The following is a 15680-nucleotide window of genomic DNA, read 5'->3' as shown; positions in this document are numbered from 1 at the left end:
AAATAATATTAGATGTCGGCTATCTGTATTATAACAGCCTGTTGAAACTGTTACTGTGAGCTATTTCACATCGTTTCAATTCATTTCCATCACAATCCGCGATCCTTGTCCTGCTTGCTCTGCCGGTAGTACAGCCAGCTTTCTCGCCAAGCGCGCTCTCAGCTCTGGAACATGGCTGATTACCCCAACAGACAAGCGGTCCGAATGCAGTTTCTCCAGTGCTGTTACGACGGTATCAAGCAGTTCGGGATCAAGCGTACCGAACCCTTCGTCAAGGAAGAAGAACTCCAAAGGATATTTGCCGCGCAATTGAATTTGCGAGGAAAGTGCAAGTGCCAGCGCTAGCGATGTCAAGAAGGTTTCACCTCCGGACAACGTAGATACCGGCCTGCGAATGCCTCCATTACCATCGTCGCGAATGACGAACCCTCCGCCAGAATCCACTTCCAATGCATAGCGCTGCTTCGTGAGCGACTTCAACCGTTCTGACGCGGCACGGCTAACTTGCATGAGCTGTTCTTCCGCAATAAATTCAACAAAGGCATTGCCTCTGAATACCGACTGCAGCTGATGTAACCGGCCAGCATATTCCTCCGTGCGTGAACGCGCTTCTTCAAGCTCCGTCCAACGCGCATGCTTGCTTCTTAATTGCTCAGCATCCCGCTCTGCCTTAGCCTTGCCGGCAAGTGCGGTTTCAGCGGCTGCTTCGGCTGCTTCTTTCTGTTCGCTGCAAGCGATCCATTGTTCATCGGTAACGAACGAAGCTCCTATTCGCTGCTGCAATCGATTCAACTGGGAAGTGACGTCTCGAACTTCTTCCTTGTAGCTTATCAAGTCTTTCTCCACTTTCTCAACAAGCTCTTCTGCCATTCTAGCAGCATGTACCTCCGCAACATCTACGAATGAAGATTTCTCCAACTGTTCTTGAAGTCGCTGGCTGCTCACTGATGCCTGTTCAGACAGACTCGCCCAAGCCTGCGCAGCAATCGCCGCTTGGCGTCCTGCAGCCTCGCTGGCTGCACGAGCATGACCTGCCACATCTGCTGTGCGCTTTGCTATCTCGCGCAATTCAGCAAGACGTGCTGACGTTGCTGCTGCAAGCTCTTCAAGCGATTGCTCTTGCAGCCATGGCTTCAAGCGTGTCTCATAATCAGCCAGCATGCGTGTAACACCGTTGCACTCTGCTTGTGCGTTAACGCGCTCCACTTCCGCAGCTTGTCGCTGCTGGGTGTACTGTAGGATGCGTTCCTTCATTTCTTCCAAATATACTGCGCTCTTCTCCAGACGTTCTCGACAGTCGCTGACAACGGCCTCTCTCGCATTCCATTCTTGCTGCAGGGTCTCCATCTGTTCGAATTCCCATTGAAATGCCACATAGCGAGCATTCCATGCCTCGCGCTGTTTCAAAAGTGCATCCTTGGCTTCCTTCCACGCGCCATCCGCCTCTCGCAAGGATGCCTCGGCCGATTGATAGCTTAACGACAGCTGCTGAAGCTCCCACTGCTTGCCTTCAGCATCCTTCAGCAACTGATCCATATGCCCTTCCATTTCTCGAGTATGCTGAATATAGGATTGCATGTCATGCTGCAGAGACTTCAATTCCGCTCTCACTACAGACAAGTCGTTTATCACTACTTCCTCGGGCGAAGACAATCCTGTTGCTGAATGGAACTGCGCATGTTCTACAACCGTTGAACCCTCTGATTTGCCATCGAACCATATCTCTCCGTCTTTCGTGAATGACTGTGCAGCAGCAAGCTCGATTATCGAGTCTCTCCACGGAAATTGAACCGTATCCGCTCCGCCTTCTTCAGCAGCCCTCGACAAATGTGCTTGCATCAGCTGCGACGCTCGTTCAGACACTTCCTGAAGCCGGTTCATCCAGGATGCGAACTGTTCACGGCTGCGTGCTGCTTCAGTATCTGCCTCCAGCAATAATCGGCTGGACAAGTTCTTCAGTTGCTCCCATTGCTGCCAGCGCTCATTTCCATCAACAGCGAGCTCCGCGCTTCCTTCCTTATGGGCAGGAGCTGGATGATCCTTCGATCCACACACCGGACAAGGTTTGGAAGGCGCCAATGAAGATGCGAGCTGAACCGCCATCCGCTCCGCCGCTTCCTTCCACTGGCTTTGACGCTCTTGCTCCATTGCTGAATCAATTTTCTCCAAGAGCCGTGACAATTGCTCCCGAATTCGTCTCCAATCTGTCCTTGCTGGCAGCCCATCTTCCATATTGTTCCGAATCGCCCCGGCAGCTGTCAGCAGCTCTCCCAGCTTGTCTTGGAGTTTGTGGAGGACTGCATTCGTCTGCGATTCATGCTTGACCCGAGTATGCTCGAGCTCCTTACACCGCTCCCCCATGAACGAAATCTTATCATAGTGAGATACGGCTTGATGGAACTGCTCCTGCTCCTCTGACGATTTAAGATGAGCCGCAAGTATTGTCCGCAGCTCCTCTTGGCGTACCCCCGCCTTTTTCACCAACTGCTCTGATCGCTCTATTTCTAAGGCAGCAGCGGTATACCGCGCATGCGCGTTCTCCATACGGAGCTTCCACTCGCCTTCCTCCTTGCGCAGACGATCGCATTCATGCTGGAGGCGAACGGCCTCCTGAAGCTGCTCGCTTCGTCGCAGCAGTTCCGGTTCCTCGCGTTCCTGAATCCTCTTGGCTTCCTCTGCATCGGACATCGCTTTCTCTGCTGCAAACACTGCTAGACGAGCTTGTTCCTCATGCGCTTTACGCTCCTCCTCAGCCATGTTCTGCTTCACATTCAACTGCTCCGCTTCTAATGCCATGGGAGCAATCCGCTCTGCCTCTTTCGCTCGCTTCAGCTTTAACTCTTCATCCGCACGCATCGGCTCCTCAGCATGTAGTTCAGCCATTCTTAGGGAGATGCGCGCATGCTCCTGCTGGAGATCACGCTGTTCAGCCATCTCATGGTATTGGCGATCAGCAGCTAACTTCGCCTCCTTCGCTTGCTCAGCATGCAGGGACGCTTCAGTCAGCACCTGCTCTGCCAGAGCCAAAGCCTCCTTCGACGCATCCCCCAAGCCCTGCTGCTCAGCCGAATAAGCCATTAGCTCAGCTTCGGCTGCCTTCGCTCGGCGGGAAATACGTGCGGAAAGCTCGTCTCCATATTTTTCGAGCGAGAAGAGGCGCTGAAGCATTTGCCTTCTATCGCTTCCCTTGAGCGACAAAAATTCTGCGAACTTCCCTTGCGGAAGGACGACTGCCCTAGTAAAATCATCCATTTTCAACCCAATGTGCTGCTCTACACAGCGTGTCACCTCAGCCAGCTTATCAGCCAAGACAACATCACCTTCCGATGTTATCTCGACAAATCGACTGACCGTATTGCTGACCGTTATATCGCCTGTACGCTTGAATCTCCGCTCAACGCGGAACATTCTATGTTCACCGGCACCGTTCAACTCAAACGTAAAAGCCACAGACAATTGATTTTCCGCCTGATTCAAAATGCCCTGTGTACCATTGGTTGCTCGCTCCACCTTCCCGTACAGCGCAAGCGTCATCGCATCTAATATTGTGGATTTGCCGCTTCCTGTCGGGCCAAATATGCCGAATAGTCCGGTTTCGCACAGTGTCCGGAAGTCGAGGCACTGCTCTTCTCGATAGCTTTGCAATCCTGCAAGCTTCAGCTCGATTGGCTTCACGCGCCTTCACCTTCCTTCTCCAATCCGTCTTCTCCAATCAATTCCAGGAAACAGTCAACCAGTGCATCGTCGGGCTTGGCTCCCCCAGTTTGACGTTCATAGAATCGCCGAAACAGTTCATGCACAGGGAGTTCACTGCGCCTTCCTTCCTCTGCTGCTATTCGTTCGATTTCTGGATAAATGGGACGAATATTGACGATCCCTTCATGTATCCGGCGCAGCTTTTGAATTTGTTCCATAGTCAATGCTTCCGTAAGATGAATACGAACGTCCAGCCATGCCCCAGCATCTCTACCTTCCTCAATCCAACGGAGCACTTCTTCATATCCGCCGCGCACATTCCATTCTATGAGCGGCTTGCCCGAAGACAGGAATCGCTCCTGCGGCACAGCCTCCATGCCCGGAGCCAGATCGAGCAAAGTTACCGACTTCGCCTGACCAGCCTCAGAGAAGCTGTAGCCGAGCGGTGATCCGCTGTACCGAATTACACCAGGCCCCTTGACTGCCTGCGGCCGATGCAAATGGCCGAGCGCACTATACTGCGGCGCTGCAGGAGCCCCCAAACAGGCGAATACACTTGGATCGACCGTATATGCTCCCCCTACCTGAATAGGACGTTCAGAATCCGTCTCCAATCCGCCAAGGACATATAGATGACTCATAATCAGATTCACTGCGGATGGACGGAAATGCATAGCCTGACGCTGCAGCAGCTGACCCACTTTCGCACTGTATGCGCTGCGCAGCTCATGCTCTTCATTTGAAGAGGTAAGCAGTTCTCCCAATCGCGCCTCAGACGGATAAGGCAGCCCTGCAATAACTGCATCTTCCCCCGTTCTGGCACAATGGATTGTAACTGCTTCTAAAGTTGGCTGCCCAATCAGCGTTACGCCAAGCTCATGAACGAGCGGTGCAGACGCAGACAGCCGATCTGGATGATCATGGTTACCGGATATAATCACTACCGGCCGCTGGCCGCTGCGCGACAATCTAGCAGCCGCCTCATAGAACAGTTGCTCTGCCGCTGCCGGCGGGTTGACTGAATCATATATGTCTCCTGCGATCAAGATTAGGTCTGCCTGCTCCTCATCCGCGAGCTGCACGAATTCATCAACAAAAGCTGCCTGCTCATTCAGACGGCTTCTCCCTTCCAGCGTTCGCCCAAAGTGCCAATCCGCCGTATGCAAGATACGCATGGTTGTCTCTCCTTCCCTATCTGCGATAACAATTGATTACAGTTCACATGCCTGCCCTGCATCGAAAAAGTACAGCACCTTGCGGTCGACTGGGCGATGGAAGATCTGCTCAATTGCGCGCGCGTATAAATTCAACTGGAAGCGATAGTGCTCCGTCAAGGCCTTCAGACCGCCCCGATCCTCAAGCACCTTATCGGTCTTATAGTCAAGCAGCACGAGCTGTCCCTCCCACTCGAACATGCAATCAATGACCCCTTGGACGAGCACCGTCTCCTCGTCAAGCAAGCCAGAAGCATCTCGTGCCGCGAAGGTGGAGGTTGCGACAAAGCGCTCAATTGACTGTTTCTCCTGTTGGCGGCTGTTTTCCTTCACTATCTCTACCGAATCAACCTCTCCAGACTGTGTCCCTTGCTCAACAGAATCCGGCTCAATGTTGTCTTGCTCAAGCGTCAATTTTCCAGAACCGAAATGCAGCTGTCTCGTCAGCTCAATTGTGTACGCTTCAGCTGCCGTCAGCCCATAGCTGAATGGAAGCTCCCGCTTCACCCATGATGCCTGAACCAATTGACGGCCCACCTCGCTTTGGAAAAAGCCAGCAACCGCAGCCTGATCGATTGCTTCCGCCTGCTTATCCGACATATATTGATGCTGAACCAAGTGCAGCAGCGTAGCTCTAACCGTATCTACTGTTACATCCGAATGAAGAGGCATATGTTGCATGAGCAAATGATACATGGTTCCCCGTTCCGCAGGTGTCACCTTGCTTGCCTCCATGAATTTAGGGCGTTGCAAATGCAGGGTGAATCCCTCTTCGCTGTTAGCAGGAGAAGATGCGGATGCACTGTCCCCTTTCGGTATCACCAAGGATGGAGCATTTTCGATTGAAGCTCCGCCTTCCACTATCTCTTCCAACATAGGTAAAAGCTCAGTGTCAGGCTCAGCAACCCATTGATCAGCCGGCCATTCTTCTGATGCTGCCATCCGCTTCATTTCCGTCACCGATGTCTTGGCGGGCAGCAGGCTAGCAATCCGATTCGGATCACGCCATTTAAGGCGTTCATCCAATACTGCCTGCCAATCACTTGCCGGCATCTCCTCCTGCACTTCCAGCCGCGCCAATGCTGCAAGCAGATCTGCCTTATCTTCATCCAGTTCCATCCCGCCAATTGCGGTGCCTGAAGCAAGAATTGCTGCGGACATAATCGACAGGCGCCACTCCGATTGATCCTCCAACAGGCATTCGCCATTGCGATTCGGAAGTCCCGCATAGCGGCGCCATTCAGAAGCAGACTTGTGACGAATGACAGACGGGCCGATCCAATCCATGTAGGAACGTGCCCGCGCAACCATGTAATCAGGCAGCAGCAGGGATACTACATCAAGAGCCTCTCCCCACTCGCGAATGGCCTTCTCTGGATCATTGACGGTGCCGATTAGAATCATCTTCTCCTTAGGCCGTGTCAAGGCGACGTATAAGACACGCATCTCCTCTGCGAGAAGCTCAAGCTTCATTTGTCTGCGAATCGCCAAGTTTGGCAGCGTCGGATAAGAAACTCGAAGCTCTTCATCAACGAACTTCGGCCCAAAGCCAAGCTGCTTATGCACCAAAAAGGAAGAATTCAAATCTTGTTGATTGAAACGCTTCGATAGTCCCGCAACAAAAACAATGGGGAACTCCAAGCCTTTACTTTTGTGGATGGTCATAATCCGGACAACATCCTCTTGCTCCCCTAATGCGCGGGCAGTTCCCAAGTCCCCGCCTGTGTCGCGCATACGATCAATAAAGCGAAGAAAACGGAACAAACCGCGAATGGAGGAGGATTCGTATTGACGCGCCCGATCATACAGTGCACGCAAATTGGCCTGGCGCTGCATGCCTCCTGCCAATCCACCTACCCATTCATAGTAGCCTGTTTCCCGGTACAGCTGCCAAATGAGCTGCGATAGACTTCCTTGACGAGCTGCTATTCGCCAATGCTCCAGCTTGTATAGGAAGCGGTACAGCTTGTCCTGCAGGTCTAAAGCCTCTGAGGCATCGTTTCCAGCTTGCTTTCCCCCCTCATCTTGCACTGTTCTGCATACTGCGTCATAGAAGGAGATTCCTTTCCCTACAAGCCGAATATGTGCCAGCTCTTCTGGCGTAAGTCCAACGATAGGCGAGCGAAGAACAGCCGCCAGCGGGATATCCTGCTGCGGATTATCAATCACGCGAAGCAATGACAACACAACTTCAACCTCGGTAGCTTGGAAATAGCCCGTATTAAACTCGGCATATGCAGGAATGCCTTCCAATCTAAGCTCCTCTACCATGAGCGGCGCCCAGGCTTGTGTCGCTCGCAGCAATATCACAATATCCCGATACGTCGCCGGACGCATACGCTTCAAGTGCTTGTCGTAGACCAGAAACGGTTCTGTCCCTTCATCCCCAAGCAGTCTGCGGATTCTCCCTGCAATTGCCCTCGCTTCGAGGCGGGCTGTTTCCATTTCAGCCGGGTCAAGCGAAGTCGCTGAGGATCCATCCATATCCGACTCTTCATCCTCATTCTCATCTGCAGCAGCCTCCGTGTCTGCCCCTGCGCTCGCCTTCTCAATCAATACCAGTTCGGTTGCATAGTTCTGGCGCTCTGCAAGCTGCTCCCTATCGGGTTCCCGCTGAGCGGCGCGCAATTCCTCGCTGATATCCTCCAACGTCGGGTAGGAAGCGCCGCATACAAGTTCAGCGGCCTCATCATATTTCAGCTCAGCGACTCGCTCGTTCATAATTTGTCGGAACAGCATATTGACTGCATCGACGACCCCTTGTCGGCTGCGGAAGTTGCGCGCTAAGTCAATACGGATTCCCTTATGCTCGCTGCTGTCTGAAGAATACGATTCATATTTGCTCAGGAACAGCCCTGGCTCAGCAAGACGGAAGCGATAAATGCTTTGCTTCACGTCTCCAACCATAAAGCGATTACCTGCGCCGGAACGCGTAATCAGATTCACAATCGCTTCCTGAACCATATTGGTATCCTGATATTCATCAAGTAAAATTTCAACGTACTGCTCTTCATACTGTCTGGCTGCTTCGGATGGAATGGTGTGATCCGGCGTCGAGCTCGGATCACGTAGAATGCGGAGGCAATAATGCTCCAAATCTGAAAAATCAAGCCATCCCTTTTTGCGTTTGGCTTCCTCGAAGCGTATGCCGAATTCAATCACGACATCCGCGAGCGTATGCATAACTGGTGCAATGACAGTCAGTTCCTGCAAAAATTGCTCCGGAGTTCTGCGAAACAATTCGTCCCGCAACTGCTGAAGCCGAGCTTTTGCTTGATCGCGAAGACGCTTCACCTGCTCCTGCAGCGATTTATCATACTTATCCCCCCGGCACGCAGCCAATCGACCAAACGACAGCAGATCAAATGAAGCATGCAGCTTCTCCCACGGTTCATTCTCAGCCGCCTCGGCCAAGGCCGCTGCTCCTGACAGCTCCTGAATAAGTGCCTCCCGATACGGTTCAGGTCCGCCAGGGGCATCCAACAATCGATACGCCTGCCGCAGCAGCTCTACAATTCCGTTCAAGGTCAAGCGTGCATCCTGCATGACGCTCGCCACCCAAGGCGTACGACCCAGTTCGTCCACCGATTTCACTTCGAACGAAGCGGCCATTTCCTTCATCCAATCATCCGGCCAAGGGTGGCTGCGCGAGAAGTCATACAGCTGTTGAACTAAGCGAAATGCAGCTTCATCGCTGCGTTCTCCGCTGAACCAATCAACCATTCGCTTGAACTCCACGTGTCCGTCTGCATAGCGCTGCTCGAACAATTCTTCCAATACATCCTGCCGCAGCAGCTCTGTCTCGGTTTCATTCGAAATCCGGAAAGCCGGATCAAGCTGCACAGATTGGAAATGACGTTGAATCACTTCAAGGCAGAAGGAGTGCAGCGTTGTGATGGAAGCACGATTCAATAGCGCCAGCTGACGGCGAAGATGCTCTGAATCCGGCTTTGCCTCCAATTCCCGCTCCAGAGCAAGCCGAATCCGCTCTCTCATTTCAGATGCGGCCGCTTTTGTAAACGTTGCGACAAGCAGCTGATCGACATGAACAGGATGCTCCTCATCACGAATCGTCCGGATGATGCGTTCAACGAGCACAGCTGTTTTCCCTGAACCGGCCGCAGCAGCGACAAGCACATTTTGCCCCCCGTCGACGACAGCGCGCCATTGCTCGTCTGTCCAGGTGCTCCCTTTCGGCTTGCCTGGAAGCACCCTTACTGTAGACGATGCCTGATTCTCATCCGAACGAGACGATACCCAATCCAGCAAATCAAGCTCCAGATCCTGCTTATCGTCCAGAATCTCACTTTCGTTCTTATTTTCGCGCTGATCCATCCTCGTCTTCCCCTCCTTCCATCTTCATCCATACTTCTTCCTTCGTCATCCGCGGCAATACATGATATTCATTGCCCTCGGTCAACTCATCGAACTGGCATACAGGTTTATAGCTGCAAAAATCACACGCCTTCTTTGTACCAAGGCGATACGGATCAATGCGAACGTCGCCATCGGTAATGCGGGTTCCGATATCTTGAATCACATAGCGTGCCGTTCCGCGCAGCATATCCCACTGTTCTGTAGTTGCAACAGAGGCATTGCTGTAAAACGAACCGTCCGCCTTTACCGCTACGGGAAGAACGTCCGAATATCCTTTTTCAAGCGGCTCATCCATCAAGGACACTACCTCTCGATCCGCTAGGACGAGTCCGCGCATTTTATATTTCTTCATCATTTGCTCGTAAGCTTGCTCCACACTCATTCCATTCGCAGCCTGCAATAGCGGATTGTGAACATGGAAATAGAGTGTGCCTGCAGGCAATGCCGCCGTTCCAAGCCACATTTCCGCATATGTGATCAACACATCCAAATAAGTGAGCATTTGCAGCGACAACCCATAATACACTTCCTGCAGCTTCAAATCTGTCGCACTTGATTTGTAATCGATCACCCGCAGAAGAACGCCTCGCTCGCTTTCCGCCTTGTCGACTCGGTCAATGCGGCCGATGATCTCCATCGTGCATCCATTGCTAAGTGTGAAGCGAAGCGGCGGCAGCAGCTTATCTGGCCCAAAATCCAACTCCAGCCCAATCGGCTCAAAACGGCCTCTTCGCGCATGCTCCCCAAGCACAGAAGCCGCACGTCCTACAATTCGCTTCAACTTGAGGGAAATATGCTCATAGCGCTTCGAGCTCAGCAGGATTTCCCCCTGCAGCCTTGGAGCAAGCATATCTACAATGCGATCCGCTTCTGCCCGGCATTCATCCGCAGACAGAGCCGCCCATGTGCGGTTCGAGCTTTGCAAATCTATCGCAAAACGGCTGAGTGCCGCATGGAACAACTGCCCAATATCCGGCGCCTCCAATCGATATACTCGACGCTCCTTCAACTTTAAGCCATGGGAAGCGAAATGCGAGAATGGACAGGCAACGAAACGCTCCATGCGAGACACACTCGTCCGCAAAGCAGTGCCGTACAAGTGACGGCTCGTTACCGGAGTTAGCGCCTCTGCCTGATTGCGATACAAGAGTGAGCTCATCAGCACCTTCAGTCGATCATGCCAAGCTGGCTGCGCTGCAAACCAGCGGTATACATCCCACCACACATTAGCGATCGGCCTTCCTTGACGCCATTGACGCAGCTGGACGATCAAGTGCTTGAGCGCAGATTCTGGATAGACGGCGAATTCCGCTTGCTCCTGTTCATTCATAAACTCGTTCGGCTCAGCCATGACGAGCCGTTCTTGCACACGCGGGAACATACTGCGCACATGCCGCACCACCTCGGACGGCAGCAGGGTCTTTCCTTCTTCATCAGCGAGCGCATAACTAATCCATAAACTTCTGCTGGGAGTAGCAAAAGATTGATAGATTAAGAAACGCTCATCCAAAAGCTTGCGGCGAACGCCCGGCGCAAGCTCCATGCCAATTTGCTGCAGCGTATCCCGTTCATGCTCGGTGAGCACTCCATCCTCAATCGGCCGCGCTGGTATAACGCCATCATTTACGCCTAACATATATAAATGCATAATTTGGCCTGGTCTTGTCCGATCCATCGAAGCAATGAGCACCTGATCAAGCGCAGGCGGCACAAGCGCCATTTTGATGCTCTCGAATCCAGTATCGAGCATGCCGCCGAACAATTCTATACTCATCTTCTCTTCGCCAACCATTTCAACCATTTGATCCAAAATGTCTAAGAGCGAGCCCCATATTTGCCGATGCTCCCGCGATAACTGGACATCCCCATCAAGCAGAGCATCCTGACTCATGCGCTCCAGCTTGTGAGGTACGCCAAGCGCCATCCAGAAGGAGTACAGGGCTTCGCACATGCCTCGCACATTCGAGCTTGCCTTCATCGAGCGTGCAAGCTCGGCAATCGGCTCGGCAATGATGCTGCGGCAATGCTCCACCCATTCTGGCGCATGTTTTGGTTTTTCCGCAGCATCGGCTTCTTCTTCCGTACGCTCCGCCGCTCCGTCGGCATGATCCGGATCGAGCGACAGGTCTGGCATCGCGGGCCACGGACGCTTATTCGTCCACATCGTCCCTTCAATGCCGCAAGCAAGCACATAGTTCTCCAGCTTGTCAAAATGCTCTCTTGTTATCGAGGCGTCGTCAGGCAGCAGAAAGTCTGTTTTGACAAATCGAAATACAGCATCGTATTTCCAATTGCCTATCAATATATCAAGCACAGCCCGCGTCATTTCGACAAAAGGATGATGTAAAACTGATTTCTTCTGATCCGTAAAGTATGGAATCCCCGCTTCCGTGAACACCGTATCAATCAGCTCGCCATAATGCGCAATATTTCGCACCATAACCGCCATGTCTCTCCAGCGGACTTGTTCATTGCGCACACGGCTCAGCATATCTCTAGCTATCGCTTCAACCTCTGCGCGGCGATGAACAGCAGCCTGCACGGTAATCTCCTGTTCATCTTTACGGGCAGGCGGATGCCCATCCTTGATCTTGCTTGCCGCGGCGGCATTTTCCGACTCGCGATACTTTACTTTGCGCTCGAAGTTCCGCTCCAGATGAGCGAGCATGGGCGATGCCGCATAACGTGGAAGCGGATCTTCCTGCGGCTCCAGCTTCGTGATGCGCCCGATCTCTACACCGAGGGTGTCGGCGATTTCGCGCAGCTTCAGCATCGTAGTAGCCGTCGGGTGGAACAAGTTCAGCTCATGCGGAACCTCGCCTAGCTCATACGCCTTGTCCAGACACAGCGTCACGTTCACATTAGGCGCATGAAGAATAAGGGAAGCGAGAACTGCATATTCCTGTGGGGTAAATCCATGAAACCCGTCAATCCAAATATCGGCATTCTTTACATACTTCGATGCTGCAACCCCCTCGGACAGCTTGGCAAGCACATCTTCGCCATCCAAATAGCGGCCAGCCAATTCCGATTCGAATTCGTGCAGAATGCTGGATATGTCTCGCAACTTCGCGGACAGCAGCGGCTGGCCGGTCATATGCGCATCCAAAAAAGCGAGATGCTCATCCACCTCACTGGGTTCCACTCGATATCGCTTCATTTCATCAAAGAGATCATTTAGTTTCTCAATAAATCCAAATTGCTCCGCCGCACCAGCGAATAAAGGCAAATCCGACTTGCGGCGCTGCAAGATTTTGTACAGCAGCATCTTCTTGCCTTCTTCATTGATAGGAGTCAGTGCTGTGCCGCCCGTTTCCTGCATTACCCGATACGCAAGACGACGGAAGCTCAGCACTTGCGCTCTCATAATGCCCGCGATTCCTTCCTCGCGAATGAGCGCATGTTCTGCTTGAAAAGTTGCCTGTTCAGGCACTATCCATATGATCGGAGTCCCGTCCGCTTTACTCCGAAGCTCATCTCGTACTTGTCTCAATACATGCTCCGTCTTGCCACTGCCGGAACGACCGATGACAAAATGCAACGGCAAAGTGATCCCTCCATTTCCCTGATTACGATTCATGGCATCTGCTTGCCACGATGTGATAAACTATAATCAAACCAATAAATGGTATATATTTTCGAATACAGCCGATTCTAGCATTAGGTTTCATTATACCATAATCCAATCTGTCGATAGAACACATGTTTGGAAAAGATGCCGATATTCGCCAATCGCTTCCTGTGATAGACATCATTTCACGAGGAAGGCGGGATCGAAGACGAGGCTCATGTTCAACATACCCTCTAATTCGAACAAGGAGGCTGATTGTCATGATTCATATTGTCAACGGGGAGTGCACTGCCAGACAACTAAGCAGCATTGCTGAACAGCGATGGAAAGAGAAGGTATGGGTATATTCTGAACTGCTGACCGAAGGCCCTGTATATGCAAGGCTAGAGCAGTATTTAGCGTATCGGGCTTTGCAACTGGAGCGCATGTGCGGACTGCCTTCAACTGTTTTTTTGCAGAGAGGAAATGAACAGGAACGTTCGTGGAAATCTGATATTTTACCCGCTAATGAGATTGCATTATGGTTCGAACACGATTTGTTTGACATTACAATGCTACTCCGCTTAGTGGATCGCCTAACACAGGAAAATGCGAACGCCAAACTTTACTGGGTCGATATTGCATCGATCGCTGAGCATGATCGCTATCTCGGATTTGGCGCGTTGACAGGAGAACAATTGGCTCCTTATCGCGACACTGCCATTTTACTGACCGCAGAGCGTATCGAATGGATGCGATCAGCATGGATCGCATATACGAGTCCAAATCCGCTTAAAATTGCGCAATGGGTTAACGATGCCAGTTCCGTATCTGCCCCATTCTGCGCTATTAGGGAAGCGCTTCAGTTCCATCTTTCCCGTTATCCATCCGTACAGGATGGAATGGGAATTGTCGAGCGAATCACACTGCATGCCGTTAAGGATGGAACTGCTTCCTTTCAACAATGCTACGACATTGTTCGCAAGCAGCTGCCGGAATACGGACTAGGGGATTTGCAATTCTGGGGCTACCTGCGCAGATTGACAAGTGGCGATGCTCCTCTGCTTGAGCTGTCTCCAAGCTCGTCCCCATTGCCTGAACCTTTCCAGTCCTCTGCTGCGAATGACGGGCAGCTGTTCGTAACCGACAATGGCCAACAGGTGCTGAACGGCACACTCAACTGGGCGCAAGCCGGTGGATATGGACGCTGGCTGGGCGGTGCATTTATAACTCGCACTGCAGTCGGAATAAAATAGCAGCAAGATGAAATCTTTAAACGGATACGATTTTGAACATGTACGTATGCAAAAGAAGCGCCGTGCATTGTAGACCAATCCGATCTGGTCTACAGCGCATAGCGCTTTTCACGTAAATCCCTTCAATTGCAGCGGATGAGCCGCATAAAATACTACTTCGTGCGAACCTCGAAAATAGCGAACTTCAAATAATGTCCTTCATCAACACCCGCAATTTGCGGGTGATCCTTGCCCGCAGGGCGCCATTCCACAAGACGAAGCACCTTGCCCGCATCCTGTGCCGCATCCAATATCGATTGCATGAACATGTCTGGCCGCATATGATAAGAGCAGCTTGCCGTTACCAAATAGCCGCCATCATTAACGAGCTTCATACCGTGCAGATTAATATCCTTGTATCCGCGATACGCCCCCTCAACAGCGCCTCGCGTTTTTGCGAAGGCGGGAGGATCCAGTACGACAACATCCCACGTACGTCCGCCGCCAGCAGTCATCGGCTTCGAAGTATCTACCTTCTTCGCACCGGCTTCTCCACTCGCCCGCTGTGCACGCTCCTCCAAGCCGTGAACCTGCTCGCGCAAGTAGGCGAAGGCATCCGCAACGACAAACTCTACACGCTCTGTAAAACCATTCAATTCAACATTGCGCTTCGCACTCTCGATCGCATGCTCGGAAATATCGAGACAAGTGACCTTCTTGGCCCCATATTTACAAGCATTCAATGTGAAGCTTCCCGTATGAGAGAAACATTCCAGCACAGTCGCTCCATCCCACCAAGGGAAGGTAACCGGCTTGCCCTTTGCATTAAGCGGCAGCGTCTGCACAGTTCCATCCTCTGCTTCTACTTCACCCAATCGGATGCCGCTGCGGGCTCCCCAGCCTGTCATGAGCGGGGCAATGGAAGCGCGGTTCTCACGCTGATCGAAGAAGTAGCCAGTCTTCTGTCCTTCTACAATATCCACTTCGATGAGAAGCCCGTTCTCCTCCACTTGAACATGACGCGGGCAATCTCCGTACAGAATACCTGTCTTCAGTTCAAGTCCTTCCCGCTCGCGAATTGGCACATCACTGCGCTCGTAGATGCCGCGCGGCTGCATGACATCTACCAAAGCTGCAACCAAAGCCTCCCGATGCACATCCATACCGAGTGTCACGATTTGCACGACGAGTACATCACCAAAGCGATCGACGATGAGTCCCGGCAGGAAGTCGGCTTCTCCATACACAAGACGATATGCCGCAGCTCCAGGCAAGAAGCGCTGGCGATGAGCGACACAGCGTTCAATCCGTTCCTTGAAGAAGACTTCATCCATCGCTTCAATCGGTTCATAGGACACGATCCGAACCGTAATTTGCGATGCAGGATTATAATATCCTGTTGCGATATACTTCCCTTGGGCGTTCTGGACATCCACAAGCGTTCCCGGCTGCGGGTTACCTTCTACCACCTCTATTTCCGATTGATACACCCATGGATGAGAGCGTTCAATTCTCTTTTTCCGCGAACGGATTAATTTTACAAAAGGCCTATTCAATTACAGTTCTCCTCTCGGCTCATAGCTTGTCATGGCTGTCCACTCGCAAGCA

General features: G+C 52.1%; 6 protein-coding genes. 1 reads left to right on the top strand and 5 read right to left on the bottom strand.

Features of this window, described 5'->3' with window-relative positions:
- Nucleotides 1-75 precede the first annotated feature (75 nt).
- Genes NO352_RS04065 through addB form a run of 4 tightly spaced genes read right to left on the bottom strand, consistent with a single transcriptional unit; the run spans nucleotide 76 to nucleotide 12834 of the window.
- A complete protein-coding gene (locus tag NO352_RS04065) occupies nucleotides 76-3675 on the bottom strand; it encodes an AAA family ATPase (RefSeq protein ID WP_289354959.1) in 3600 nt (1199 codons plus the stop codon).
- Nucleotides 3672-4871 (bottom strand): exonuclease SbcCD subunit D, encoded by a 1200-nt coding sequence (locus tag NO352_RS04060; RefSeq protein WP_268622522.1) that lies wholly within the window; start codon nucleotides 4869-4871, stop codon nucleotides 3672-3674. The genes NO352_RS04065 and NO352_RS04060 overlap by 4 nt, the downstream gene beginning before the upstream one ends.
- A 36-nt stretch (nucleotides 4872-4907) precedes the next feature.
- Nucleotides 4908-9245 (bottom strand): UvrD-helicase domain-containing protein, encoded by a 4338-nt coding sequence (locus tag NO352_RS04055; RefSeq protein WP_289354958.1) that lies wholly within the window; start codon nucleotides 9243-9245, stop codon nucleotides 4908-4910.
- Nucleotides 9226-12834: a helicase-exonuclease AddAB subunit AddB gene (gene addB / locus NO352_RS04050; RefSeq protein ID WP_289354957.1), complete on the bottom strand. Its 3609-nt coding sequence runs from the start codon at nucleotides 12832-12834 to the stop codon at nucleotides 9226-9228. The genes NO352_RS04055 and addB overlap by 20 nt, the downstream gene beginning before the upstream one ends.
- Before the next feature lie 284 nt (nucleotides 12835-13118).
- Between addB and NO352_RS04045 the strand changes: the two genes are divergently transcribed.
- Complete coding sequence (locus NO352_RS04045; protein ID WP_262867000.1) at nucleotides 13119-14093, top strand: DUF1835 domain-containing protein; 975 nt, start codon at nucleotides 13119-13121, stop codon at nucleotides 14091-14093.
- A 152-nt stretch (nucleotides 14094-14245) separates the two neighbouring features.
- Here the strand turns inward: NO352_RS04045 and NO352_RS04040 are convergent, their stop codons facing one another.
- The gene (locus NO352_RS04040; RefSeq protein ID WP_289354956.1) at nucleotides 14246-15628 is read right to left on the bottom strand and encodes a class I SAM-dependent rRNA methyltransferase; all 1383 of its coding nucleotides are present in this window, start codon (nucleotides 15626-15628) and stop codon (nucleotides 14246-14248) included.
- Nucleotides 15629-15680 lie beyond the last annotated feature (52 nt).

The sequence above is a fragment of the Paenibacillus sp. S-12 genome (genome assembly GCF_030363895.1).
GTDB classification, from domain to species: Bacteria; Bacillota; Bacilli; order Paenibacillales; family Paenibacillaceae; genus Paenibacillus_B; species Paenibacillus_B alvei.
Note: the sequence above shows the minus strand (reverse complement) of the source record. Positions and strands in the feature narration are given on the sequence as shown.